A 23,953-nucleotide genomic window follows, 5' to 3' on the forward strand; every position below is an offset into this window, starting at 1 on the left:
CCGCATCCATGGTGACATGGCGTCGGCGGGCGGGGTTGTCCAGGCTGCGCCGCCCCGGCGAAGCGGGGCGGCGGCGCGGTTTACGAGCGGCGGCGGGCGGCATCGCCCAGCAGCACGGTGCCGGCCACGTGGGCGGCCAGGCGGTCGGCGGTCTCGGCGACGCTGCCCTGGCCGGTGGCCAGGCGGAGGTCGGGGTTTTCCGGCACGTCATAGGGCGCGTCGATGCCGGTGAAGCCGGTGATGCGGCCGGCGCGCGCCGCGGCGTAGAGGCCCTTGGGGTCGCGGGATTCGCAGACGGCCTGGTCGGCATCGACGAAGATTTCCTGGAACCCCTCGCCGACGACCTGGCGCGCCAGGTCGCGGTCGGCGGTGCGCGGCGAGATCAGCGCGACCAGCACGACCTGCCCGGTTTCGGCCAGGATGCGGGCGACCGCGGCGGCGCGGCGGACATTTTCCGTCCGGTCGGCTTCGGAGAAGCCGAGATCGGCGCACAGGCCGGCGCGCAGCGTGTCGCCGTCGAGCACCGACACGTCGATCCCCTGGGCGAAGAGGCGGGATTCCGCCGCGCGGGCGATCGTGCTCTTGCCCGCGCCGGGCAGGCCGGTCATCCAGAAGACGCCGCCGCGATGGCCGCGCGCCTGGGCGCGGTCCCACAGCGAGACGGTGCTGTCGGTCGGGTGGATGGCGCGGGTGCCGGTGGCGATCGCGGCCGGGCCGATCAGCGGCGCGCCGCCGACGATGCGCTGGTTGCGGTCGACCAGCACGCCGCGCCCGTCGGTGGTGCCGGGGGCGAAGGGGTCGAACAGGATGCTTTCCGACGCCGCCAGGGTGATTTCGGCGAAGCCCTCGGGCGGGACGTGGTCGGCGGCGTGTTCGGTCAGATCGTCGAGGCGCACCACGGAATCGATCGAGGCCACGGTGACCTGATGTTCGGCGGTGGCCAGGCGCAGGCGGAAGCTCTCGCCGACGCGCAGCGGTTCCTGGCGCAGCCAGAACAGGCGGGTGCGGATGCGCGCCGCGCGGACCGGCGCCGCGTCCGGCCTGTGCAGCAGGTCGCCGCGGTCGGGGATGACGTCCGGTTCGAGGGTGATGGCCACCGACTGGCCGGCGACCGCGGAGATCTGCGGCGCGGCATGCCAGCTTTCGATCGAGGCGACGCGGGCCACCGTGCCGTGGGTGCCGATCACCAGGCTGTCGCCCACGGTGACGCGGCCGCGTTCGATGCGGCCGGCGACCACGCGCTTGTTGTCGAAGCGGTAGACGTCCTGCACCGGCAGGCGCAGCGGCAGGTCGGCGCGGCCCGAGGGGGCGGGGACCTGGGCCAGGGCCTCGGTCAGGGTCGGGCCCTGGTACCAGCCCATATGGGGCGAGCGGGCGGCGATATTGTCGCCTTCGCGCGCCGAGGCGGGGACGAACAGGCTGGGTTCGATGTCGAGCTGGCGGAGCAGGGCGGCGACCGCGCGTTCGGATTCGGCGATGCGGGCCTGGTCGTACTCCAGCAGGTCGACCTTGTTCATCAGCACGATCACGTGGCGGATGCCGATCAGGCGCAGCAGCATGGCATGGCGGCGCGTCTGTTCCTGCGCGCCCTCGGCCGCGTCGACGACCAGGACCGCGGCTTCGGCATCGGCGGCGCCGGTGATCATGTTGCGCAGGAACTGCCGGTGGCCCGGCGCGTCGACGATGACGAACTGGCGCGCGTCCAGATGGAAGGGGATGCGCGTCGAATCGACGGTCACGCCCTGGTCGCGTTCGATCTGCAGGCTGTCGAGCAGGAAGCTCCACTCGATCTTCAGGCCGCGCTTCTTGGAGGATTCGACGATCTGCGCCACCCGGCCCTCGGGCAGGTTGTCGGTATCGTGCAGCAGGCGGCCGATCAGGGTCGATTTGCCGTGATCGACATGGCCCACGATGACGATGGGGGTGGCCGCATCCTGACGGGCCGCGATATCAATGCTCATAATTTGCCTCGGTCCGTCCGTGGGTCAGAGATAGCCGGCGACGCGCAGACGCTCGAACGCGTCCTCGGATTCATGATCCATGGCGCGGCCCGCGCGTTCGGACGTGCGGGTGGTCTGCAGTTCGGCGATCACTTCGGCCACCGTGGCGGCGTCGCTGTCGATCGGGCTGGTGATGTCCTGGTCGCCTAGCGAGCGGTAGCGCTTGCCGTTCCTGGCGAAATAGAGATCGACCAGCGGGATGCCCTCGCGCTCGATATAGCGCCAGATATCGATCTCGCGCCACGCCAGCAGGGGGTGGACGCGGATATGCACGCCCTCTTCATGCGGGGTGGCGTACTGGTCCCAGAATTCGGGCGGCTGGTTGCGCACGTCCCATTTGTGGCTGGAGCCGCGCGGGCTGAAGATGCGTTCCTTGGCGCGGGTGGCCTGTTCGTCGCGGCGGATGCCGGCGATCACGCCCTCGAGCTTGTATTTCTCGATCATCGCGGCGAGGCCGGCCGTCTTGCGCGCGGCCGAGCGGGCGGCCGGCGGCAGGGTCGGGTCGATCTCCTCGACCGGGGGGCATTCGCCCAGCAGCAGCTCCAGTTCCCATTTGCGCGCGTATTCGTCGCGGAAACGGTACATCTCGGGGAATTTCTTACCGGTATCGACATGCATCACCGGGAACGGCACGCGACCGAGGAACGCCTTGCGGGCCAGCCAGAGCATGACGTTGGAATCCTTGCCGAGCGACCACAGCATGGCCAGCGGCTTCAGCTTCCGGTACGCCTCGCGCAGGATGTAAACGCTCTGGGCTTCGAGTTGGTCGAGATCGTCCATGACGGGGGATTCTTTCAGGCGCGGTGAACGGGTGTGGCGGGCGGTGCCGGGTGTGGCGTCAGGCATGGATGCCGCATTCGGTCTTGGCCAGGCCGGCCCAGCGGCCGGCGCGCGCATCCTCGCCTTCGCCCACCGGGCGGGTGCAGGGGGCGCAGCCGATCGACCTGTAGCCCAGGCCGGCCAGCGGATGGCGGGGCAGGGCGCGGCGGGTCATCTCGGCATCCAGTTCGGCCGGGGTCCAGTGGGCCAGCGGGTTGATCTTGAGCCGGCCGTCCCGGGCGCGCTCGACGATCGGCAACTGGGCGCGGGTGGCGGCCTGCGCGCGCTTGCGGCCGGTCAGCCAGGCGGCGAAGGGGATCATCGCCTCGTCCAGCGGTTCGACCTTGCGCAGGGCGCAGCAGGCATCGGGGTCGAACGCCCAGAGCTGGCCCTGGGGGTCGCGGTCCTGGAGCTGCCGCTCGGCCGGGCGGAGGCTGCGCACGTCGCTGAGGCCCAGATGGGCGGTGAGCTGGTCGCGATAGGCCAGGGTTTCGGGGAAATGCTGGCCGGTTTCGAGGAAGAGCACCGGGACCGCCGGGTCGATGTCGGCGGCGAAGGCCAGCATCACCGCGGATTCCGAGCCGAAGGACGAAACAAGGGCGATGCGCCCGCGCAGCGGGCCGGTGAGCGCGGCGCGCAGGATGGCGGACGTGCCGCCGGCCTGTGCATCTGCCTGCGCCCCGGCTTGCGCCCCGGCCTGCACCCCGGCCTGCACGATGGCGTCGATGATCGTCTGGTCTATCTCCACGGTCACGATCCACATTCCCTATTGCACGAAAAATGTTCGTGCTTTTGGCCGATCTAATGCCTCTATCGCGGATATTCAAGCGGAATATACGTCATGAAGATGTAGTAATCGGCATGGCCCCCATGCGGCGGGCGTTGGCGGACGGGACCGGCAAGGGACGGCCGCCATCGCGGGATCAGCGGCTCATCAGCACCGGCAGTTCGGCGTTTTCCAGGACGTGGCGGGTGACGCCGCCCAGGATCAACTGACGCAGGCGCGAGTGGGAATAGGCGCCCATGGTCAGCATGTCGGCGCCGAAATCGCGGCAGGCGGCCAGCAGGTTGGCGCCGACGGTTTCGTCGGGATTGCTGAATTCCAGCAGGTCGGCCTCGATCCCGTGAATGGCGAGATATTCCGCGGCATGGCGGGCTTCGGGGCCGCGGCGCTGATAGTCGGCGGAATAGAGGATGCGCACGGCCTCGGCCTCGGCGGCCCAGGGGAGGATGTGGTGCAGGGCGGCGGTGGCTTCCGCAGTGCCGTTCCAGGCGATGCAGATGCGCCGGCCGGCGGTCTGCGGCACCTGGCGCGGCGCGATGATCACCGGGCGGCCGCTGTCGAACAGGATGGCGTGGAGGGTCTCGGAGGAGGAGACTTCCTCGCCGGAATCGGGATGGGCGACGATCGTGACGTCGGAGAGGCGGGCGCGGTAGGTCACGACTTCGTGCTCGCGGCCCGTCATGGTGACGAAGCTGGCGGTGGCGGTGCCGGTCGGGTTGCCGTGGAAGGGCGGGATGGGGCCGGTGACGGCGATGCCGTTCTGCAGGGTGAAATGGTCGAATGCCTCGCGCACCGAGAGAGCCCGGCGCGCGCCCTCGCGCTCGGCCGCCGACATCATTTCCTCGACCATCGCGCCGGACAGGCCCTCGCCGGCCAGCGGCGCGACCTCGCGGCTGTCGGCGCGGACATGGAGTGCTGCGATATGGCCGCCGAACTGCCGGGCGAAGAGCAGGCCGGTGGTCAGGGCGCCTTCGGCATTGGAGGTTCCGTTCAGAGGCAGAAGGATTTTCTGTATGATTTTCAAGTGCATGTCTCCGTCATCCTATGAACGCGGCCCCGGGAACGAGGACCTGGCGAACGGCATCCTGGGCACAGGCTGAGATAAGAGCAGAGGAACGGGGATCAGGGATAGAGGCGCGTGACCTCCCACCCCGCGTCGCGGCGCAGCCAGACGGCGCGATCATGCAGGCGGTGGGGGCGATCCTGCCAGAATTCGATCCGGTCGGGCGCCAGGCGGAAGCCGGACCAGTTCGCGGGACGGGGGATGGCGGCGCCTTCGGGATAGCGGTCCTGGAGCGCGGCGAGGCGGTCCTCGAAGATCGCGCGGTCGGCCAGGGGGCGCGACTGGTCGGACGCAATGGCGCCCAGGCGGGAGATGCGCGAGCGGCTGGCGAAATAGGCGTCGGCCTCGGCTTCGGTGACGGGCTGGACCGTGCCTTCGATGCGGATCTGGCGGCGCAGGCTCTTCCAGTGGAACAGCAGGGCGGCCTGCGGGTTTTCGGCCAGTTCGCCGGCCTTGCGGCTTTCGAGATTGGTATAGAAGACGAAGCCCCGCGCATCGGCGCCCTTGAGCAGGATCATGCGCAGCGACGGGCGGCCGTCCGGCGTGGCGGTCGCCAGGGCCATGGCGTTGGCGTCGTTGGGTTCGGCCTGCTCGGCGTCCTGCATCCAGGCGGCGAAGAGGGCGAAAGGGTCCGATCCCAGGTCGATCAGCGCGGCGGTCATGGCGTCGTTTCCATTCCGTTATATCTGGTATGTCAGGTTGCGTGTCGTGTCGGTTCGTTCCGCGGGCCGGCCCCGGGGAGGCCTTGCCACGGCGGAGCCGTGCGCCGGGGGATCCGTGCCACGGGGCCGGCAAAACCGGCGGCGCGCGTTTCCTCGGATCTTGTCGCGCGCGCCCGCTTGTGCAACCACGGCGCCGATCCGATCATGCTCCCTCCAACCCCCTCCAACCCATAGGATATCCTACCATGTCAGATGGAACGTCCAAAGTCCCGGCCACCGGCACCCTCATGAAGGGCAAGCGGGGGCTTGTCATGGGCGTGGCCAATGACCGGTCGATCGCCTGGGGGATCGCCAGCGCGGTGGCTGCCCAGGGCGGCGAGCTGGCCTTTACCTATCAGGGCGAGGCGCTGGGCAAGCGGGTACGGCCGCTGGCCGAGCGGGTGGGGTCGAGCCTGGTGCTGCCGTGCGACGTGGGGGACGACGCGGCGATCGACGCGACCTTCGCCCGGATCGAGGAGGAATGGGGCGGGCTGGATTTCCTGGTCCATGCCATCGGGTGGGCGGACAAGCAGTATCTGCGCGGGCGCTATGTCGACACGCCGCGCGAGGCGTTCCTGACCGCGCTGGACATTTCGTGCTATTCCTTCACGGCGGTGGCGCGCCGGGCCGCGCGGCTGATGAAGGCGGGCGGGTCGATGCTGACCCTGTCCTATCTGGGCGCCGAGCGGGTGATGCCGCACTACAACGTGATGGGTGTGGCCAAGGCGGCGCTGGAGGCGTCGGTGCGCTATATGGCCGCCGACCTGGGCCGGGACGGTATCCGGGTGAATGCCATTTCGGCCGGGCCGATCATGACGCTGGCCGCCAACGGGATCGGCGATTTCCGCTATATCCTGAAATGGAACCAGTACAACGCGCCGCTGGAGCGCAACGTGGCGCTGGAGGAGGTCGGCGGGGCCGGCCTGTACATGCTGTCCGACCTGGCGGGCGGCGTGACCGGCGAGGTTCACCATGTCGATTCCGGGTACAATATCGTGGGTATGAAGAATCCGTCGGCGCCCGATATTTCCGTCTCGGGCGACTGACGGCGGCGGGAGGTCCCCATGTCGCACAACAGTTTCGGCCATCTGTTCCGGGTGACGACCTGGGGGGAGAGCCACGGGCCGGCGATCGGCTGCGTCGTCGACGGCTGTCCGCCGCTGCTGCCGCTGGGCGAGGCGGATATCCAGCCCTGGCTGGATCGGCGCCGGCCGGGCCAGTCGAAATTCACCACCCAGCGGCAGGAGCCCGACGCGGTGGAGATTCTGTCGGGCGTGTTCGAGGGGCGGACGACCGGGACGCCGATTTCGCTGCTGATCCGCAACACCGACCAGCGGTCGCGCGATTACGGCGACATTGCCGAGCGGTACCGGCCCGGCCATGCCGACGTGGCCTATGACCTGAAATACGGGATTCGCGATTATCGCGGCGGCGGCCGGTCCTCGGCCCGCGAGACGGCGATGCGGGTGGCGGCGGGAGCCGTGGCGCGCATCGTGCTGGGGGAGGGCGTGCGCATTCGCGGCGCGCTGACGCAGATCGGCCCGCACCGGATCGACCGGGCGCGCTGGGACTGGGACGTGGTGGAGGGCAACCCGTTCTTCTGCCCCGATGCCGCGATGGTGCCGGTGTGGGAGGATTATCTCTCGGCGGTGCGCAAGGCGGGGTCGTCGGCCGGCGCGGTGATCGAGATCGTGGCCGAGGGCGTGCCGGCGGGGCTGGGCGCGCCGATCTATGGCAAGCTGGATTCCGACCTGGCGATGGCGCTGATGAGCATCAACGCCGTCAAGGGGGTCGAGATCGGCGACGGGTTCGCCGCCGCCGCGCTGACCGGCGAGGAAAACGCCGATCCGATGCGCATGGAGGATGGGCGCCTGACCTTCGGCGCGAACCATGCCGGGGGCGTTCTGGGCGGGATTTCCACCGGCCAGCCGGTGGTGGCGCGCTTTGCCGTCAAGCCGACCAGTTCGATCCTGACCCCGGTGGCCTCGGTGACGCGCGGCGGCGAGAATGTCGACGTGATGACCAAGGGGCGGCACGACCCGTGCGTGGGGATTCGCGCCGTGCCGGTGGGCGAGGCGATGATGGCCTGCGTGCTGGCGGATCATGCTCTCCGCCACCGCGCCCAGACCGGCAAATCCTGGCCTTGAACCCGTGCCGGGCGCTGCGGCGCGCCCTGGATGGGAAGGCGATGCTGGAGCGCCACCCGCTTGAACGGGATCTGGCTCTGGCGCATTGTTTTGGCGAGCATCTTTATCCGACCGGGCGGGCCCATCCGGTCGGATGATGCCCTAAGCCAGCGCGCGAATGGCCCTGGCAATTCCGTCGGGATCCAGGCCCTGGTTGCCTTGCTGCTGCCAGAGGCCGCCGCAGCCTTCGATGTGGACGCCGATGTGATTGTACCGTCCCCGGAAGCCCGCCTGCAGCAAGTGGCTGCCGAAGCGGCTGCCCAGGCCGGTTTTCACATTCCAGCCCTCGGCGACCAATATCCAGGGCGCCTTGGCGAGCCGGGCCATCATCGCGGGGTCGACGACGTTCAAGGTCGCCTTGTTGACGAGCCCGACATCGATGCCGTCCTCTCGCAGTCCGGTGACCGCATCCAGGGCGCGGTAGAGCGTTTCACCGAAGCTGACCACATAGCCGCCGCCGTTCTTCGCTTCCCGCACCAGGTCGTCGATACCCGGCGCGAAGGCGCGTCCCTCATAAAACCGCTTGCCATCCTCAGCCAGGATGTCCGGCACGGCCGCCCGATTGCTGAAAACGAACCGCAGCCCGGGATCCTTGAATATGCGCTTCACGCAGGCGGAGAATTGATACTGGTCCGCCGGGAAATAGAGGCGCGTCGCGTCTTCGCCGTGAAGCGGCCTGATCCCGCCATCGGCGAACATCGAATTGATGCCGAAATGGCAGGTGTTGTCCGCCATCTCGTCGACCCCGCTATGGGAGAAGTGAGCCAGCACGTTGGCGAAATTCAGCCGCGCCATGGTGATTTCGCTGACGATCATTTCGAGGAATGCGCTGAAGGTCGCGTAAATTCCCTGCTTTCCTTCGCTGGATCCGAAGCCCGCGGCGGCCGAGAAATTGCCCCGCTCCATGATCCCGGCCTTTATGAACACCTCGGGATGCTTCTTCCTGATGTGATGTAGGCCGCAGGACCCTTCGAGGTCGTTGTCGAATACCCGCACGCTGGCCCTGCGGGTCTCCTCGTCCATGCCATCCAGGATCTCGTTGACGACTTTGCCAAAATCGTCCCGGTTCTTCCCCTCGCCCGACGAGCCGCGATAGGTGAGCGGACTCTTGTCGGGCTTCGCCGCCTTGAGCATGGCGATCGCGTCGTCATAGCCGCCCCGGTTTTCGAGATAGGCAATCGCCACGTCCGTCTTCAGGGCATCGTGCGCGTGGATGTCGCCCTCGACTTTTCCGATCCCCACCGCCATCGGGCGCTTGATGACGACGGCATGCGGCGCCGGATTGTCGAAAGCCCGGCAGAGGTCGACATGCAGTGCCTCGAGGTCCTCGCCCATCGTCGTTTCCGTCGTCAGGCCATACCCCGCCAGGGTGCGCGTCAGGTCGTAGCCGGGCATGTATTCCTGGGGATGCCCCGCGATCGTGACATTGTTGTCGTCGATGAGGAGTTTGATATTGAGCCCCTGCGCGACGGCCAGGCGCGCGGCTTCGGCGTCGTCGCCTTCCATCTGGCTGCCGTCCGATCCCAGCAGGATAACGGATTTTCCCGGGTTGGCCATGGCGACGCCGTTGCAGAAGGCCCAGAGATGGCCCAGGCGACCCGAACTGAACGCCAGTCCCGGGGTCAGTTCTTTCTCCGGATGGCCGGGCAGGCCGCTGCCGTATTCGCGATAATGAAGCAATTTTTCAGCCGGCATGTCGCCGTTCAGCACGCTCAACAGGTACTGGGTCGCCACCCGATGGCCGGCTTCGTCGTAGAAGACCGGAACAATCGGCGCGCCGCCGGCGATGAAAGCCCGCACGATCATCACCTCGGGGACGGTGTCGTACGGACCGCCGGAATGACCTGCCAGGCCCTTGGCGCCCGCCAGCGCGGTGAAGAAGACAATGGCGTCGCGGCAGATCTGGATATTGTGTTTCAACACCGCCTTCGCCTCGTCGGAAAGCGTCGGGACCCTGGGGTCCAGCCGCAGCGGCTTCAGGCGACCCAGATCGATCGGGAACGTGTCGTTCGACATCGGACTTCTCTCCGGACATGACGACCATACATGACGATCATAAGGGAAACACCGCACGTCGCGTGCCGTTGCGTCGCGCGGAATGCTGGACTTGCCCGCCGGGTCGCCCCAGGCGGGTATCCGCGTGCTGGGCTCCTCAGGTGCTCAGGGTGGCTTCCAGCGTGATGGGGGCGTTCAGCAGCCTGGAGATCGGGCAGCCGGCCTTGGCCTTGGCGGCGAGGTCCTGGAACCGGGATTCGGTGGCGCCGGGGATGGTGGCCGCGAGGGTGAGGTGGACGCCGGTGACGGTGAAGCCGTCGGGCTGTTTTTCCAGAGTGACGACGGATTTGGAATCCAGCGCGGTGGCGGTCAGTCCGGCCTCGCCCAGGATGGCCGACAGCGCCATGGCGAAGCAGGCCGCGTGGGCGGCGCCGATCAGTTCCTCGGGGTTGGTGCCGGCCACGCCCTCGAAGCGGGTGTTGAAGCCGTAAGGCTGCGCCGACAGCGCGCCGCTTTCGGTGGAGACGGTGCCCTTGCCGTCCTTCAGGCCGCCGGCCCAGTGGGCGGTGCCGTATTTGGTGATGCGCATCGGGTCGGTTCCTTGCAGCTTGCCCGGTTGGTCGCAGGCCGTTCTCCGGGCTGTTTCCGCTTTGCCGGTGGGGCGGCGGGTGCCCCGGCCGGGGGCGAGCATAGCCCGCCGCGGCAGGGGCGGAAGCGGGTGGGGCGCACACGATGCGGTGAAGCGGGGCAGGGGCGGGGATGCGGCCCGATTGGGCCCGTCCTATTTGCCCGTCTTATCTGCCCGTCTTGCCAGATCGAGGCCATTCGATCCGGGACGGCGGTGGTCCAGGCAGTTGCGCCCAGACAGTTGCGCGTGGCGGGCGCCGGTGTCATAGGACGCAGCCTGCGCCCTTGCTGTCCCTCTTTTGTCGGAATGTCGGCCCACGCGATGGATCAGACCCTGCCTGCCCCGCTTCAGCACGAGCACATGCTGTTCCCCGAAGGGCTGCACCTGGAATGCGGGGTTCATCTGGCGCCGGTGCAGGTGGCCTATCGCACCTATGGCACGCTGTCGGCGGCGCGGGACAATGCGATCATCGTCTGCCATGCGCTGACGGGCGATCAGTATCTGGCGGAGCGGCATCCGCTGACCGGCAAGCCGGGCTGGTGGAGCCGGATGGTCGGGCCGGGGCTGCCGATCGATACCGACCGGTTCTTCGTCATCTGCATGAACGTGCTGGGTGGGTGCATGGGCTCGACCGGCCCGCGTTCGCCGCGCGGCGGCGTGGAGTTGGAACCCCGAGAAGGGGAACCCCGGAAACCGGAACCCCGGAGAGTGGAACCTTGGGGGACGGAATTTCCGCCGATTACCATCCGCGACATGGTGCGGGCGCAGAAGCTGGTGATCGACCGGCTGGGGATCGCGCGGCTGTTCGCCGTCATCGGCGGGTCGATGGGCGGGATGCAGGTGCTGGAATGGGCGGCGACCTTTCCCGACATGGTGTTCGCGGCCATGCCGATCGCGACCTCGCCGTTTCACTCGGCGCAGAACATCGCCTTCAACGAGGTCAGCCGCCAGGCGATCTTCGCCGATCCGGAGTGGCATGGCGGGCGGTATTGGGAGCGCGAGGCGATTCCGGCGCGCGGGCTGGCGGTGGCGCGGATGATGGCGCACATCACGTACCTGTCGGAAGAGGCGCTGACCCGGAAATTCGGGCGGCGCACCCGGCGCGATCCGTACGGGCCGGCCAATCCGCTGTCGCTGTTCGGCGAGATGTTCGAGGTCGAGAGCTATCTGCGGCACCAGGGGTCGTCCTTCGTGCGGCGCTTCGATGCCAATTCCTATCTGACGATCACGCGGGCGATGGATTATTTCGATCTCGGGGCCGATCATGACGGGGACCTGTCGCGGCCTTTCCAGGGGACGCGCACGCGGTTCTGCATCGTGTCCTTTTCCTCGGACTGGCTGTTCCCGACCACGCAGGCGCGGTCGCTGGCGCGGGCGCTGAACCGGGCGGCGGCCAACGTGTCGTTCGTCGAGATCGAGAGCGACAAGGGGCATGACGCCTTTCTGTTGGACGAGCCCGATTTCGACCGGACGGTGCGCGGATTCTTGTCCGGCGCCGCCGAACATGCGCGGATCGGCTGAGCCATGCGCCTGGACCAGCGGCTGATCGCCGAGATGATCCGGCCCGGCACCCGCGTGCTGGATATCGGCAGCGGCGACGGGGCGTTGCTGGATTACCTGTTCCGTACCAGGAGGTGCGACGCGCAGGGGATCGAGATCGACATGCAGGAGGTCACGCGGTCGGTGGCCCATGGGCTGCCGGTGATGCATGGCGACGCGGACCATGACCTGGCGCATTATCCCGAGCATGCGTTCGATTACGTCGTGCTGCAGCGTACCCTGCAGGCGGTGGAGCGGCCGCGCGAGGTGCTGCGCCAGATGCTGCGCATCGGGCGGCATGCCATCGTGTCCTTCCCCAATTTCGGGCATTGGCAATTGCGGCTGAAATTGCTGCTGGGCGGGCGGATGCCGATGACGGCGGTGTGGCATACGCCGTGGTACGAGACGCCCAACATCCATCCCTGCACGATCCTGGATTTCCTGATGCTGTGCCGCGAGGAAGGATATGTGGTCGAGGAATGGATGGCGGTGGACGAGGACGGGGAGCGGGCGCCGTGGCGCCGGTCCATCCGGCTGGCCAATCTGTTCGGCGAGCAGGCGCTGTTTTTGCTGCGGCGGCAGGACCGGTGACCGAGGGCGTGGTGCGCCTGCTGGCCGGAATCGACGGGGGCGGCACGGGGACGCGGCTGCGCCTGGTCACGCCGGAGGGGGTGATGCTGGGCGAGGGGCAGGGTGGTCCGGCCAATATCGCGACCGATGCCGCGCAGGGCTGGCGATCGGTCGGTGATGCCCTGGCGGCGGCGCTGGCGCAGGCGGGGCTGGCCCGGTCGTCGTGCCATCTGATCGCCGGGGCGGGGCTGGCGGGGGCCGAGGTGCCTGGAGCGGCGGAGCGGTTCCTGGCGTTTCCGGCGCTGTTCGACCGGATCGACCTGGTTACCGACGGTTATACGTCCTGTGTCGGCGCGCATGGCGGGGCGGCGGGGGCGGTCGTGGCCGTGGGGACCGGAACGGTCGGCTTCGCCCTGGCCGGCGGGCGCGTCCGCCGGGTCGGCGGATGGGGATTCCCCCAGGGGGACGAGGGCGGCGGGGCCTGGATCGGGCTGGAGGCGGTGCGGCTGATGCTGCGGGCCAAGGACGGGCGGGTGCCGGGTTCGGCGCTGGTCGAGCGGATCTGGCGCGCCCTGGCGTCCGAGGGCGGCGATCCGATGCTGTGGGCCGTGCGGATGGGGGCGGCGGGCTTCGGCCGGCTGGCGCCGCTGGTGGTCGCGGCGGCAGAGGACGGGGACGCGCAGGCGCGGGCTTTGCTGGGCCGGGCCGGCGCGGAGATCGCGCTGCTGCGGGCGGCCTTGTGCGACGCGGAGGGGTTTCGCGGCCTGCCCTGCTGCCTGCTGGGCGGGCTGGCCGAGGTGCTGGAGCCCTATCTGCCGGCGGAAAGCCGCGAGGGGCTGGCGCGGCCCCGTGGGAGCGCGATCGAGGGCGCGCTGTGGCTGGCGCGGCGGCTGCATGGGGACAGCGCCGCCGGAAAAGGACTTGCGGCGGAGGGGACGAGCGGCTAGAAGCCGCCCGTGGACGGACCGCGCCTGTCCGGCTTGCTGACTTGGACGCACGTGCCTTTGGACGCGGGGGGCACGCATTGGACGGACAAGAGCATCTTCCTTTCCTGACGGCTTGCGGTGAATGACAGCGTGCCCTGCGTTGCGGGGGCGCGAACCGTGTTTCGTATTTTCCAAAAAATCATTCCGGAAGCCCATCCTGTCGTGTGGCGTCCGGCCTTTCCCAGGTGCCGGGAGGCGCTGCATGACCACATTTGCCGATCTTCAGCTTGCCGAGCCGCTGTTGCGCGCGCTGAACGAGGAAGGATACACGACGCCGACGCCGATCCAGGCCGGCGCGATTCCGCACCTGCTGGCCGGGCGGGACCTGCTGGGCCTGGCGCAGACGGGCACGGGCAAGACCGCGGCCTTCGCGCTGCCGATCCTGCACCGGCTGCTGACCCATTCGCGCCGGGCGCACCCCAAGGGGGCGCGGGCGCTGGTGCTGGCGCCGACGCGCGAGCTGGCGTCGCAGATCGATGAGAGTTTCAAGGCCTATGCCCGGCATATGCGGCTGAGCCATGCCGTGATCTTCGGCGGCGTGGGGCAGGGGCGGCAGGTCGAGGCGATGCGGCGCGGGGTGGACGTGCTGGTGGCCGCCCCCGGGCGCCTGCTGGACCTGATGGGCCAGGGGCATGTCGACCTGGCGGGGCTGGAGGTCCTGGTCCTGGACGAGGCGGACCGGATGCTGGACATGGGCTTTGTCCGCGATATCCGCCGGATCGTCGCGGCACTGCCGCGCGAGCGGCAGACGCTGCTGTTTTCGGCCACCATGCCCAAGAGCATCGCCGAGCTGGCGCATAGCCTGCTGCGCGACCCGGCGACGGTGCAGGTCACCCCGCCGTCGAGCACGGTGGACCGGATCCGCCAGGCGGTGATGTTCGTGGACACGGAGAAGAAGCGCGACGCGCTGCGCCTGCTGGTGGACTCGCCGAAGGTGGAGCGGGCGGTCGTCTTCACGCTGATGAAGCACGAGGCGAACAAGGTCGCGGCGTTCCTGAACGAGAACGGGATCGTGGCCGAGGCGATCCACGGCAACAAGTCGCAGGGCGCGCGCGAGCGGGCGATGTCGGGCTTTCGCTCCGGCGCGGTGAAGGTGCTGGTGGCGACCGATATCGCGGCGCGCGGCATCGATGTCGACGACGTGACGCACGTGTTCAATTACGACCTGCCGAACGTGCCGGAGAGCTATGTCCACCGGATCGGCCGTACGGCGCGCGCCGGGCGGGACGGCTGGGCGGTGTCGCTGTGCGATGCCGAGCAGCGGGCGTGGCTGCGCGATATCGAAAAGGCGATCGGCAAGAAGGTCCCGGTGGTGCAGGAGCATCCGTTCCATTCCGACGCGGCCCAGAATTCGACGCAGAAGCCGCCCGTGCTGGGTGGAGGCGGTGGGCGCGGCCGGGGCGGCGGCGGTGGCGGGCGCCATCAGGCACGCCAGGGTGGCGGCCAGCGCGGCGGGGCGCGCCGGGTGGCGTGATGCTCCGGGACAGGCCGGCTGGTCCGGCCTGTCCGGTACGGATCGTGACGGGGTGGCGCGAGGCGCTGCCCTCGACCCGTGGGGGCACGTGGACCTTTAGCCCCCGATTCATTGATAAGTAACAGGTTTTCCAAAAGCGCCGTCTTTGGCGGGGGCTGCCGGCGCGGTCAGGGGGCCGCGGGCTTGTGGCAGACGGCCTCGATATTATGGCCGTCGGGATCGAGGACGAAGGCGCCGTAATAATCGGGGTGGTATTGCGTCCGGAGGCCGGGCGGCCCGTTGTCCCGGCCGCCGGCGGCCAGTGCGGCGCTGTAGAATTGGTCCACGCTCTGCCGGTCTGCGGCGGTGAATGCGACATGGGTCCGGGCCGGCGATCCTTGCTCATGGCCGATCCAGAAGATGGGCTTGGGTGCCTCGCCATAGCCCGCGAAAGTGGCGTTGTCCCCGTGGAGCCTGTCGATTCCCAGGGGCTTGAGGGCCCGGTCGTAGAAATCCTGGGCGCGGCCAAAATCGGAAACGCCGATGCCGACATGATCGAGCATGTCATTCCTCCAGTTTTCGGTCCCGTTTCCACATAATCTATCATGGTCGCGCGCGGCTTGGCGGATCGTCGCGCCGTTCTGACGGTACCCCGGATCACAAGGGGGCGACCCCTATTGGTGGCGCTGGGACAGGGGGTTGGAGGTCTCGTAAGCCGTGCCGAAAGGGGCCAGCCAGGTTCCGGTGACGGGGTCGTGGTCCGGGTCCTGGGTGCCGCCCAGCCGGAATTTGCCCAGGGGGCCCAGCGGGATGCCGGAATCGTCGTCCTTCGGCGGCGGGCGCGACATGTCGGGGACGGGTGCCGGCGTGTAGGTTCTGTTCCCGACGACGACGAGATGTTCCCGGACCGGCGCGGGCGTGGGGGAGGCGGTCGGGGGCGCGGCCATGGTGGGGGTGGCGGAGGCGAGCAACGCGGCGCCGAGCGGGGCGGACAGGCGTGGGGCCATCGTGGTCTGGACTCCATCGGGTGCGGGTGGATGGTGCGGGCTTCGGGAGGGGGCCTCGATTATCGTTGCGTGGGCGGGTAGTGTGTCGGGCGGGAAGGCGGCTGGTCAATGGCGGAACAATTATGTCGGTCAAAAGGGGGAGCGGCTGGTCAGCTAAGGAGCTTCCTACGATGCGTCCGAGGCATAAGCCGGCAGTCTCTGGCTCGTGCCTGACCCGTCCCGGACTTACACTTTGTCGACGTTCCGAGCCGCCGCGAAGACGTCGCGTGCGGACGTTGTACCTGCTACGTGCTCCGTATCCCCGGCTTCGAGGTCCATCCATCCCGTGTTCACGGCTTCAAACATTTCTTCGGCAGGTCCGGTGCGGCCCTTCGGGATGCCGAGCTGTTCGAACGCTTCCGCCCACCCTGCACGCGGGACTGCAAAGGCTTTCACGTCGAGACTTAGGACTTCACCCAATTGCTCCGCGACTTCATCCGCGCTGACCATTGAACCGAGTTCGACGATGCGTTGTCCTGACCAGGCTGGTCCGGTCAAAAGGGTTGCGACCTCCGCGCCGATGTCGTTCGTCGCGACCATGGTCGATTTCCGATTTGTCGGATTGTAGTAGACCGGCAGCGTTCCACCCTGTGCGACCTGCAAGCCGTAGAGGAAGTTTTCGAAGAAGCCGCCTGCGCGCACAAATGCGATTGGGGATGTCAGGTCGCGAAAACCTTGCTCCAGAAGCGACAAGGCCGTTATCATCCCGAGCCCGCTGGTCCTGTTCGCACCCATCGACGAAAGGGCGACCGCCCGCGGCGGCGCGGCTCTGGTCAGCGCCTCGACATAGTTCGAGATCACGCCCTTGGCTTCCGCGAAGTCCGGCGAAGGTGCCCATACGGCCGGCAACATGACAAACGCGCCTTCGACATCTTCAAGTGCCCGCTCGATGGCTGTCGGGTCATTCCAATCGCCGTCTACCAGTTCGACGCCCAGGTTCGCCCAATTGGCCGCCTTCTCGCGATTGCGGACGAGCGCACGTACTGTCCTGCCATGTGCCAGCAGATGTTTTGCCGTAGCGCCGCCCACTTTCCCCGTGATTCCCATGACTAAAAACATGCGTTTTCTCCCGATCTTAGGGGACAGAGCACTGGCCCTGTCGGTTCAATGGATGAGCGGCAGAACGGCCCGGATACGGGGGTTGCGCGCGTAGAGGCCGCCCCATGTCATCGCGCCCAGAAGCAGGGAAATGATTTCCGGCGGCGACCCCAGTTCACCGATGCGGACATGGGCGCAGATGGCACCTCCCAAAAAGCCCGTCACCAGGATCGCGCCGAGGGCGGCGGTGGCCGGGATGGCGTAAAGGATGGCGGAGAAGAGTATGATCGGACCCACAACACGGGTCAGGTCCATCGCGAACCCGGTTTCCTGCAACATGCTTGCGATCTGTGCCGGCGCAAAAAGCTGAATAGTGCCGTCTGCCGTCAGAGCGATAACGACAAGCGCGCTTATGATCCGGCCGGCCCACTGGGCGCGATGCACGGTCATGGTTTCAGGCGACCGATGCAGGTTCATGGTTTCGGACATTTGTCATTCTCCGATGGAGGCATCTCCATGTTCGAAACATACTGTATCTATTATTCATGATAAATATCGACAAAATGAACGCACTGTTCTCTATTTGGAGAACAATTCCGGGGTACGAAAATGCAGAATCTCGAACCCATCCTCATTTTCATAACGGTAGCGGAAATGGGGAGCTTCACTCGCGCGGCCGACAGCCTGGGCATTCAGAAGGGAAGGGCTTCAACGGCGGTCCGGAAGCTGGAAGAAGATGTCGGCGTCAGGCTCTTGCACCGCACGACGCGCAGCGTGCAATTGACGGAGGACGGGCGCGCATTTCATGCCCGTGCCCGCGATCTGCTTGCTGAAGTCGATGACCTACACGCGATGTTCGCAGGGGACCGCGCAGCACTTCGCGGGCGTTTACGGGTTGATCTTCCGACCGAGGTGGCGCGCACGACGATCGTGCCGGCCTTGCCGGATTTCATGGCGGCTCACCCCGAGTTGGAATTGGAGATGTCGAGTACGGATCGGCAAGTCGATCTGGTTCAAGAGGGGTTCGACTGTGTATTGCGGCTTGGACCCATAAGGGACGAGACGCTGATTGCCCGCCCGCTGGGCCTGTTGCGTATGGTCAACGCTGCCAGTCCCGCCTATCTGGCGCGCTATGGCGTCCCTCGATCGATGGAAGATCTCCAGCGTCAGGCACATCGGACAATTCATTTTTCGACGACGCTGGGCGCAAGACCCTATGGATGGGAATATCCGGACGGCGACAGCTACGCGACGCTTCAGTTGCCAGGTGCGCTGCACGTCAACAGCGCGCAGACCTACGATGCCGCTGCCCTCGCCGGCCTTGGCGTGATTCAGGCGCCACTCTTGGGGATTGGCCAATACTTGGAGAATGGAGCGCTTGTGGAGATCATGCCCGATTTTCGTCGCCAGCCGATCGCCGTGTCCCTCGTCGTAGCGCATCGGAGCAATCTGTCGCGTCGAGTTCGTGCATTCATGAAATGGATCGAGGATGTGCTGACGCCGTATCTGGAATAGATGGCGGCTTTCGGGACGACTCTTCTCTTTGCCCGGGAACGGCGAGGACGGGGGCATGGCAGCCGAGAACGCGGCTGTCAGCAAGCGGCATAAAGAACGCCGATCCTATGACCCAGCCATCTTTGGCACGCTGTACTACGCTATATTTTGATGGCGGAGAGGGTGGGATTCGAACCCACGGTACGCTTGCACGCACGGCGGTTTTCAAGACCGCTGCCTTAAACCGCTCGGCCACCTCTCCTTGGCACCTCGCTTATCCCGGTTTTCGGGGGGTGTCCATAGGTCGGGCGGTGGAACGGCCGTGGAGCGTGTGGCGCGCCCTGCTGGATTCGAACCAGCGACCCACAGCTTAGAAGGCTGTTGCTCTATCCAACTGAGCTAAGGGCGCGTGCCTGTCGGCGGCGCGTCCGCCGGTGGGGCGGACGGTGGGTCTGATGTGCCAGAAAGGGGGCGGGGCGTCCAGTTCGCGGCGTCTGGTTCCGTTCGTCCGGTTCAGTGCCTTGGGTTCCGTTCGTCCAGTTCAGTGCGTCCAGTTCTGGACCCGGTCGTAGCGGAAATTGTCGGCGTAGACCTTGGGCTTGCGCACGCGCGCGGTGGGGAGTTCCAAATCGTAGGGCACCGCGTGGCGGCCGGCGTAGGCGACGGCGGATTCGCGGTCGGGGAACGTGAGGCGGACCTGTGCGCTGGTGTCGCGGCTGCCGGTCCAGCCCATCAGCGGGTCCTGCCGGCGCGGCTGGGTCTGGCCGTATTCCAGGATCCACTCATGGGTGTTGGCCTGGCCGGACTGGGTGGCGGTCTTGGCTTGCTGATAGATTCGGGCCCGCATGGAATGAGATCCCCTTTTCTTTCGCCGCGTGCTTCCGCTGCGTCTTCCCGCTGGTCGGGGCGCCCGGACTCGAACCGGGGGCCTCGTGTACCCAAAACACGCGCGCTACCAGGCTGCGCCACGCCCCGAACCCGGGGAAGCTATGAGGCATTGGGCGGTCTGGCAAGCGGTCTGGCAGGCGGTCGGGCGAAAATTTCGCCCGAGGGGGGGGCAAGGGAGGACAAGGTGGCCGCGTGCGGCCCTGTGGTGGTGGGGCCGGGCGCGTTCAGGCGGCGTCGGATTTGCGGGCGAGCGGCGGGACGAAGAGCGGCGCGGTGTCCCAGGGGAACAGCACCCAGGTGTCCTGCGGGACCTCGACGACGAACAGGTCGGTCAGGGGCTTGCCCGAGGGTTTGGCGTAGAGACAGGCGAACAGGGCCTTGGGCAGGAGCTGGCGGACGAGCTGCGCGGTCACGCCCGAATCGACCAGGTCGTCGACGATCAGGAAACCCTCGCCGTCGCCGGCCGCCGTCGGGGCCTTGACGACGTTCGGCTTGCCCTGGTGCTCTTCATCGTAGGTCACCACCGAGATCGTCTCGATCAGCCGGCAATCCATTTCGCGGGCGATGATGGCGGCCGGGATCAGGCCGCCGCGGGTGATCGCCACGATGCCCTTGAACGGGCCGCGCGGCATCAGCGTTTCCGCGAGCAGGCGCGCGTCGCGGTGCAGTTGGTCCCAGGTTACGGTCGCGTAGTTGGTGGCCATCAGAACAGCATTCCTCCATCGGGCACGGTATGGTCGGGGCGAATCAGCAGGACCTCGCCGCTTTTGTCGGGCATGTCGAGGGTGAGGACTTCGCTGTAGCATGAACCGATCTGGCGCTGGGGGACGTTGATGACGGCGCAGACCTGGCGCCCGATCAGCGTTTCCGGCGTGTAGCGGGCCGACAGGTGCGTCGTGGACTGCTTGACGCCGATGCGCGGGCCGAAATCGATCCAGAGCTGGCAGCCCGGCGGCCCGTAGCCCGGGCCGGACGCCGCGGCCGACGGCCTGGCATCCGTGATCGTGCCGACCCGGATATCGGGGCGGATATCGGGGCGCGGCGTGTCCGTGGCGTGGGGGGCGTCCGTCATGGGACGGCGATCCGTGCGCAGCGGTCCGTCCAGAGAGCCGAGAGCGGTGTTTCCCTTCATGGAGCGCCTTTTGCCCGGATCGTTGCCATTTGGCAAAACTTTCGTGGCGCGGCGGCGCGCGGTTTTTTCGGGCGCAGAGAGCGATTTGGGGTCGGGGTTGCTTCAACCGGGGACGATCGCGCTCTATGGTCGTGGGATCATGCCTGAGCCAGCCGACCTGAAGACCCTGTCCCGCGGCCCTGCGGGAGGGGGCGTTCCCCTGGATGCGACCGTGCCGCGCTTGTCGTTGCTTGCCCATCCGGGGCTGGCGGCCTTTCTGTCGGCGCGGCTGCTGTCCTCGTTTTCCGCGCAGGTGCAGGCGGTGGCGGTGGGGTGGCAGATCTATATGCTGACGCACAGCGCGCGGGCGCTGGCCTGGGTGGGGCTGGCGCAGTTCCTGCCGATGGTCTGCCTGATCCTGGTGGCGGGGCATGCGGCGGATCATTTCAACCGGCGGGCGATCACCGTGGCCTGCCAGATCGTCGAGGCGTGCGGCGCGTTGGTGATGGCGGCGGGTTCGTTCGGGCACTGGCTGACGCCCGGGGTGATCTACGGCATGGTCGTGCTGTTCGGCACGGCGCGGGTGTTCGAGATGCCCAGCCAGCAGACCTTCCTGCCGGCGCTGGTGCCGGCGGCGATCTTTCCGCGCGCGACGGCGCTGTCGTCCTCGCTGTTCCAGTTTGCCGCGATCATGGGGCCGTCGGTGGGCGGGCTGCTCTATGGAGGCGGGGCGGGGTTCTGCTATGCCGTGTGCGGCGCGGGGTTCGGTCTGGCGGCGCTGTCCACGTACCGGATGGCGCTGACCGGTACGGCGCCGGCGCGGCGGCCGATGACCATGGAGACGCTGCTGGGCGGATTGCGCTTCATCCGTGCGCGCCCCGAGATGCTGGGGGCGATTTCGCTGGACCTGTTCGCCGTGCTGCTGGGCGGGGCCACGGCGCTGCTGCCGGTCTATGCCGACGATATCCTGCATGCCGGGCCGGTCGGGCTGGGGCTGCTGCGCATGGCGCCGGGGCTGGGGGCGCTGGCCGGAGGGCTGATCCTGGCGCGGCGGCCGCTGCAGCGCCATGCGGGGCGGCGCATGTTCGTCGCGGTGGCGGTGTTCGGTTTCGCCACCATTCTGTTCGGGGTTTCGACCTGGCTGCCGCTGTCGGTCGCGGCCCTGGCGGTGCTGGGGGCGGCCGATGTGCTGAGCATGGTGGTGCGCGGCGCGCTGGTGCAGTTGCGCACCCCCGACGAGATGCGCGGGCGGGTGTCGGCGGTGAATACGCTGTTCATCGGGTCGTCGAACCAGTTGGGCGAATTCGAGAGCGGCATGCTGGCCAGTCTGGTCGGGCCGGTGGAGGCCGTGGTGCTGGGCGGGGTCGGGACGGTGGTGGTCGCGGTGGTGTGGATGCGGCTGTTTCCGGCGCTGCGGCGGCTGGATCGGCTGAGCGATCTGCGGCCCGGTTGAGGTGTTGCGGTCGGACCGGCGGGCCCTTCGAACGCGGGGGCTTTGATTCCGCCGTTCAGGCGTTGTCCTCGGTCGCGTGGAAGCGGGTGTAATCCACGGTGATCCGCCCGTCCGGCGCGGCGTCGATGATATCGACGAAGCGATGGTTGTAGAGCACGCGGTCGAACCCATAGGCGTTGCGGGCGAAGACCGTCTGGCCGGAGATTTCGTCAGTGCCGGTCACGGTGATGATGATTTCGGCCTCTTCGGCGCGCAGGGCCGCGATCGTCAGGCCGGCCAGGGGACTGGCGTCGTCGATGACGTGCAGCAGCGGGAAGGCGAAGCGCAGTACCGGGACGTGCGACTGCGCCAGGGGCAGCGGGTCGAACCGTCGCGCCAGCCGGCCGTTCGGCTGCACGATCAGCCGGGCGAGGAACATTTCCACCCCCACGGACAGGATGGGGCTGAGGCGCCGGTTGGCGATCCGGACGCCCAGATGGGTCGTGCCGTCCTCGACGCGCATCAGGGCGCGGTCGCTGAACAGGATCCGCGCCTTGGGGCGTGCGAAACGGGCGAAGACCAGGCCGGTCGCCACCGCGTTCAGGATCATGCCGCCCAGAAGCTCGCAGGACGTGATCGCGTGGGCCGCGGGACCGATCGGCGCCATCACGCCGTACCCGACGGTGGACAGGGTCTGGATGCTGAAGAAGAAGAAATCCCAGAACGCGCCGGGCCGGGTGCCCGTCACCTGGCCGGGGACCGCCATGTAGAGCAGCGCAAATCCGGCATTGATGGCGATATAGAGGACCAGCGAGGACCAGAAGAACGTGGTCCAGCGCATTGTCAGCGCGTGGTGATACAGGTCCGACCAGGCCCGGTCGGCATGGCCGATCCGGACGATGTTGTCGTGGCCGCGATCCTCGAGCGCATGGTGGTTCAGCAGGCGGGCCAGGGCCTGAGGCCGGTGGGGTGCGTGCCGTGCGGCGGGCTTGTTCGGGCGGCCGGCGGTGTCTGGTCGGGTTCCCGTTCCGCTGGTGTCGTCATCCACGTGCGTTCGTCCCCTCTGTAGCCCTTTTGCCGTATGACCGGCATAGGATGCACGCGGGGGCTTGCGTATCGGGGAAAGCGGCTGGGTCCCATGCGCCGGGGCCATGGACGCGCCGATGCCGACGCGAAGGCGCCCTCAGATGGGGCGTTCGGCATAATCGGCCGATTTGACGGCTTGAATGCGAAGGAAGGGTGGCTCCCCGGGACCGACGAAACCCAGAACTACGAACTGCCGATTGCCGTCGAACCTTCGCCACAGCTTCCGAAGCGACGGAAGCGCGATCGGGACCGTGATCCGGCTGTTCGCCTGGCATGCGGCGCTTTTCCCGACCGGGCGCAGCGGCATGACCAAGATCATCGTCGGCGCTTGGCGCAACGAGGCGTCGGGCCCGATGCAGGTCGTGTCCGGCCCGATCGGACGCGAGATGGTGCATTATGAAGCGCCGGCGGCGTCGCGGCTCGACGACGAGATGGCCGCCTTCATCGAATGGTTCAACGGCGCGGCGCCGCTCGACCCCGTCGTGAAGGCGGCGATCGCCCATTTGTGGTTCGTTACGATCATCCCCTCGAGGACGGAAACGGCCGCATCGCCCGCGCTATCGCCGACATGACGCTGGCGCGATCGGAAGGCAGCCCGCAGCGCTTCTACAGCATGTCCGCGCAGGTCCGCCTGGAGCGGAAGGACTATTACGCCATCCTCGAGCGGACCCAGAAAGGCAGTCTCGACATCACCGCATGGCTGCAGTGGTTCCTGGGCTGTCTCGAACGCGCATTCGACGGCGCCGAGGCGATCCTCGCCAATGTCCTTCGCAAAGCGCGGTTCTGGGAGGCGATGGTCGGGCAGCCGCTCAACGAGCGCCAGCGTAAGGTCGTCAACCGGCTGCTGGACGGTTTCGAAGGTAAACTCACGTCCTCGAAATGGGCGACGCTCGCGAAGACATCGCCCGACACGGCCTTGCGTGACATCAACGACCTCGTCGCGCGCGGCGTGCTCGTGAAGGACGAGGCGGGCGGGCGCAGCACGAGCTATTCGCTAGCGAACTTGGGCGACGGTGAGCCGTATCGCGCTTAACGGATCTTCTGTGAAATCGGTGCATTTCTAGGGTGCTAAGAGATAGCATTAAAGGCAATATCGTCAGTTTATGACGAAATAAATAATTAAAACATTCCGAC

At 67.5% G+C, this 23,953-nt stretch carries 23 protein-coding genes, 3 tRNA genes and 1 pseudogene; 9 read left to right on the top strand and 18 right to left on the bottom strand.

Annotated elements, in window-relative coordinates; all coding sequences use genetic code 11:
• Positions 1-80: 80 nt before the first annotated feature.
• The 5 genes from cysC to pdxH form a co-directional block, all read right to left on the bottom strand.
• Positions 81-1,961 (bottom strand): adenylyl-sulfate kinase, encoded by a 1,881-nt coding sequence (gene cysC / locus QN315_RS17205; RefSeq protein ID WP_323990616.1) that lies wholly within the window; start codon positions 1,959-1,961, stop codon positions 81-83.
• Between the two features lie 24 nt (positions 1,962-1,985).
• The gene (gene cysD, locus QN315_RS17210) at positions 1,986-2,780 is read right to left on the bottom strand and encodes a sulfate adenylyltransferase subunit CysD (RefSeq protein ID WP_176641178.1); all 795 of its coding nucleotides are present in this window, start codon (positions 2,778-2,780) and stop codon (positions 1,986-1,988) included.
• A 58-nt stretch (positions 2,781-2,838) separates the two neighbouring features.
• On the bottom strand, positions 2,839-3,522 hold the full coding sequence (locus tag QN315_RS17215; protein ID WP_408904659.1) for a phosphoadenylyl-sulfate reductase: 684 nt from the start codon (positions 3,520-3,522) through the stop codon (positions 2,839-2,841).
• Between the two features lie 220 nt (positions 3,523-3,742).
• Complete coding sequence (locus QN315_RS17220; RefSeq protein WP_176639529.1) at positions 3,743-4,627, bottom strand: universal stress protein; 885 nt, start codon at positions 4,625-4,627, stop codon at positions 3,743-3,745.
• A 98-nt stretch (positions 4,628-4,725) separates the two neighbouring features.
• Positions 4,726-5,328: a pyridoxamine 5'-phosphate oxidase gene (pdxH, locus tag QN315_RS17225; RefSeq protein WP_323990619.1), complete on the bottom strand. Its 603-nt coding sequence runs from the start codon at positions 5,326-5,328 to the stop codon at positions 4,726-4,728.
• Between the two features lie 245 nt (positions 5,329-5,573).
• Here pdxH and fabI point away from each other — a divergent pair, with 245 nt between their 5' ends.
• Positions 5,574-6,413 carry an enoyl-ACP reductase FabI gene (gene fabI, locus QN315_RS17230; protein ID WP_176639527.1) on the top strand — a complete coding sequence of 280 codons (840 nt, stop codon included), beginning with the start codon at positions 5,574-5,576 and terminating at the stop codon, positions 6,411-6,413.
• A gap of 18 nt (positions 6,414-6,431) precedes the next feature.
• Positions 6,432-7,514 carry a chorismate synthase gene (gene aroC, locus QN315_RS17235; protein ID WP_323990621.1) on the top strand — a complete coding sequence of 361 codons (1,083 nt, stop codon included), beginning with the start codon at positions 6,432-6,434 and terminating at the stop codon, positions 7,512-7,514.
• A 141-nt stretch (positions 7,515-7,655) separates the two neighbouring features.
• On the opposite strand, the gene QN315_RS17240 is transcribed toward aroC, so the two are convergent.
• Positions 7,656-9,569, bottom strand: coding sequence for a transketolase C-terminal domain-containing protein (locus QN315_RS17240; RefSeq protein ID WP_408904546.1), 1,914 nt, complete (start codon positions 9,567-9,569; stop codon positions 7,656-7,658).
• Between the two features lie 136 nt (positions 9,570-9,705).
• Positions 9,706-10,137 (bottom strand): OsmC family protein, encoded by a 432-nt coding sequence (locus tag QN315_RS17245; RefSeq protein WP_323990626.1) that lies wholly within the window; start codon positions 10,135-10,137, stop codon positions 9,706-9,708.
• Between the two features lie 360 nt (positions 10,138-10,497).
• Between QN315_RS17245 and QN315_RS17250 the strand changes: the two genes are divergently transcribed.
• The 4 genes from QN315_RS17250 (at position 10,498) to QN315_RS17265 (ending at position 14,745) form a co-directional block, all read left to right on the top strand.
• Positions 10,498-11,697, top strand: a complete 1,200-nt coding sequence (locus QN315_RS17250) for a homoserine O-acetyltransferase (RefSeq protein WP_323990628.1) — start codon at positions 10,498-10,500, stop codon at positions 11,695-11,697.
• Between the two features lie 3 nt (positions 11,698-11,700).
• Positions 11,701-12,306 (top strand): methionine biosynthesis protein MetW, encoded by a 606-nt coding sequence (gene metW / locus QN315_RS17255; protein WP_176639522.1) that lies wholly within the window; start codon positions 11,701-11,703, stop codon positions 12,304-12,306.
• The gene (locus QN315_RS17260) at positions 12,303-13,232 is read left to right on the top strand and encodes a BadF/BadG/BcrA/BcrD ATPase family protein (RefSeq protein ID WP_323990629.1); all 930 of its coding nucleotides are present in this window, start codon (positions 12,303-12,305) and stop codon (positions 13,230-13,232) included. Before metW ends, QN315_RS17260 begins: the two co-directional genes overlap by 4 nt.
• Positions 13,233-13,473: 241 nt before the next feature.
• The gene (locus QN315_RS17265) at positions 13,474-14,745 is read left to right on the top strand and encodes a DEAD/DEAH box helicase (RefSeq protein WP_323990631.1); all 1,272 of its coding nucleotides are present in this window, start codon (positions 13,474-13,476) and stop codon (positions 14,743-14,745) included.
• 167 nt (positions 14,746-14,912) lie between these two features.
• On the opposite strand, the gene QN315_RS17270 is transcribed toward QN315_RS17265, so the two are convergent.
• The 4 genes from QN315_RS17270 to QN315_RS17285 form a co-directional block, all read right to left on the bottom strand.
• The gene (locus tag QN315_RS17270; RefSeq protein ID WP_323990633.1) at positions 14,913-15,287 is read right to left on the bottom strand and encodes a VOC family protein; all 375 of its coding nucleotides are present in this window, start codon (positions 15,285-15,287) and stop codon (positions 14,913-14,915) included.
• A gap of 111 nt (positions 15,288-15,398) precedes the next feature.
• Entirely contained in the window at positions 15,399-15,731 is a 333-nt protein-coding gene (locus QN315_RS17275; RefSeq protein ID WP_323990634.1) for a hypothetical protein, read from the bottom strand.
• Positions 15,732-15,956: 225 nt separating this feature from the next.
• Positions 15,957-16,829: an NmrA family NAD(P)-binding protein gene (locus tag QN315_RS17280; protein ID WP_323990636.1), complete on the bottom strand. Its 873-nt coding sequence runs from the start codon at positions 16,827-16,829 to the stop codon at positions 15,957-15,959.
• 45 nt (positions 16,830-16,874) lie between these two features.
• Entirely contained in the window at positions 16,875-17,297 is a 423-nt protein-coding gene (locus QN315_RS17285; protein WP_323990637.1) for a DoxX family protein, read from the bottom strand.
• 120 nt (positions 17,298-17,417) lie between these two features.
• Between QN315_RS17285 and QN315_RS17290 the strand changes: the two genes are divergently transcribed.
• On the top strand, positions 17,418-18,323 hold the full coding sequence (locus tag QN315_RS17290) for a LysR substrate-binding domain-containing protein (protein ID WP_323990638.1): 906 nt from the start codon (positions 17,418-17,420) through the stop codon (positions 18,321-18,323).
• Positions 18,324-18,474: 151 nt separating this feature from the next.
• On the opposite strand, the gene QN315_RS17295 is transcribed toward QN315_RS17290, so the two are convergent.
• From QN315_RS17295 to QN315_RS17320, 6 genes are all read right to left on the bottom strand, one after another.
• A tRNA-Ser gene (locus QN315_RS17295) sits at positions 18,475-18,564 on the bottom strand.
• Positions 18,565-18,634: 70 nt separating this feature from the next.
• Positions 18,635-18,711: transfer RNA gene (locus tag QN315_RS17300), tRNA-Arg, on the bottom strand.
• A gap of 132 nt (positions 18,712-18,843) precedes the next feature.
• The gene (locus QN315_RS17305; RefSeq protein ID WP_323990639.1) at positions 18,844-19,149 is read right to left on the bottom strand and encodes an ETC complex I subunit; all 306 of its coding nucleotides are present in this window, start codon (positions 19,147-19,149) and stop codon (positions 18,844-18,846) included.
• 51 nt (positions 19,150-19,200) lie between these two features.
• A tRNA-Pro gene (locus QN315_RS17310) sits at positions 19,201-19,277 on the bottom strand.
• A 137-nt stretch (positions 19,278-19,414) separates the two neighbouring features.
• Positions 19,415-19,894 carry a xanthine phosphoribosyltransferase gene (gene gpt, locus QN315_RS17315; protein ID WP_323990640.1) on the bottom strand — a complete coding sequence of 160 codons (480 nt, stop codon included), beginning with the start codon at positions 19,892-19,894 and terminating at the stop codon, positions 19,415-19,417.
• On the bottom strand, positions 19,894-20,262 hold the full coding sequence (locus QN315_RS17320; protein WP_323990641.1) for a tRNA-binding protein: 369 nt from the start codon (positions 20,260-20,262) through the stop codon (positions 19,894-19,896). Before QN315_RS17320 ends, gpt begins: the two co-directional genes overlap by 1 nt.
• A gap of 199 nt (positions 20,263-20,461) precedes the next feature.
• On the opposite strand from QN315_RS17320, the gene QN315_RS17325 reads away from it, so the two are divergent.
• A complete protein-coding gene (locus QN315_RS17325; RefSeq protein WP_323990642.1) occupies positions 20,462-21,754 on the top strand; it encodes an MFS transporter in 1,293 nt (430 codons plus the stop codon).
• Between the two features lie 55 nt (positions 21,755-21,809).
• Here the strand turns inward: QN315_RS17325 and QN315_RS17330 are convergent, their stop codons facing one another.
• The gene (locus tag QN315_RS17330; RefSeq protein ID WP_323990644.1) at positions 21,810-22,781 is read right to left on the bottom strand and encodes an ion channel; all 972 of its coding nucleotides are present in this window, start codon (positions 22,779-22,781) and stop codon (positions 21,810-21,812) included.
• Between the two features lie 295 nt (positions 22,782-23,076).
• On the opposite strand from QN315_RS17330, the pseudogene QN315_RS17335 reads away from it, so the two are divergent.
• A pseudogene (locus QN315_RS17335) lies at positions 23,077-23,852 on the top strand (Fic family protein); the annotation flags it as partial.
• Positions 23,853-23,953: the final 101 nt, after the last annotated feature.

It is taken from the genome of Nguyenibacter sp. L1 (assembly GCF_035199985.1).
Lineage (GTDB): Bacteria > Pseudomonadota > Alphaproteobacteria > Acetobacterales > Acetobacteraceae > Gluconacetobacter > Gluconacetobacter vanlangensis.

Coding starts and splice junctions, on each gene's coding strand:
- cysC (WP_323990616.1), bottom strand. CDS start 1,961: ATGAGCATTGATATCGCGGCCCGTCAGGATGCGGCCACCCCCATCGTC.
- cysD (WP_176641178.1), bottom strand. CDS start 2,780: ATGGACGATCTCGACCAACTCGAAGCCCAGAGCGTTTACATCCTGCGC.
- pdxH (WP_323990619.1), bottom strand. CDS start 5,328: ATGACCGCCGCGCTGATCGACCTGGGATCGGACCCTTTCGCCCTCTTC.
- fabI (WP_176639527.1), top strand. CDS start 5,574: ATGTCAGATGGAACGTCCAAAGTCCCGGCCACCGGCACCCTCATGAAG.
- aroC (WP_323990621.1), top strand. CDS start 6,432: ATGTCGCACAACAGTTTCGGCCATCTGTTCCGGGTGACGACCTGGGGG.
- QN315_RS17240 (WP_408904546.1), bottom strand. CDS start 9,569: ATGTCGAACGACACGTTCCCGATCGATCTGGGTCGCCTGAAGCCGCTG.
- QN315_RS17245 (WP_323990626.1), bottom strand. CDS start 10,137: ATGCGCATCACCAAATACGGCACCGCCCACTGGGCCGGCGGCCTGAAG.
- QN315_RS17250 (WP_323990628.1), top strand. CDS start 10,498: ATGGATCAGACCCTGCCTGCCCCGCTTCAGCACGAGCACATGCTGTTC.
- metW (WP_176639522.1), top strand. CDS start 11,701: ATGCGCCTGGACCAGCGGCTGATCGCCGAGATGATCCGGCCCGGCACC.
- QN315_RS17265 (WP_323990631.1), top strand. CDS start 13,474: ATGACCACATTTGCCGATCTTCAGCTTGCCGAGCCGCTGTTGCGCGCG.
- QN315_RS17270 (WP_323990633.1), bottom strand. CDS start 15,287: ATGCTCGATCATGTCGGCATCGGCGTTTCCGATTTTGGCCGCGCCCAG.
- QN315_RS17275 (WP_323990634.1), bottom strand. CDS start 15,731: ATGGCCCCACGCCTGTCCGCCCCGCTCGGCGCCGCGTTGCTCGCCTCC.
- QN315_RS17280 (WP_323990636.1), bottom strand. CDS start 16,829: ATGTTTTTAGTCATGGGAATCACGGGGAAAGTGGGCGGCGCTACGGCA.
- QN315_RS17285 (WP_323990637.1), bottom strand. CDS start 17,297: ATGTCCGAAACCATGAACCTGCATCGGTCGCCTGAAACCATGACCGTG.
- QN315_RS17290 (WP_323990638.1), top strand. CDS start 17,418: ATGCAGAATCTCGAACCCATCCTCATTTTCATAACGGTAGCGGAAATG.
- QN315_RS17305 (WP_323990639.1), bottom strand. CDS start 19,149: ATGCGGGCCCGAATCTATCAGCAAGCCAAGACCGCCACCCAGTCCGGC.
- gpt (WP_323990640.1), bottom strand. CDS start 19,894: ATGGCCACCAACTACGCGACCGTAACCTGGGACCAACTGCACCGCGAC.
- QN315_RS17320 (WP_323990641.1), bottom strand. CDS start 20,262: ATGACGGACGCCCCCCACGCCACGGACACGCCGCGCCCCGATATCCGC.
- QN315_RS17325 (WP_323990642.1), top strand. CDS start 20,462: ATGCCTGAGCCAGCCGACCTGAAGACCCTGTCCCGCGGCCCTGCGGGA.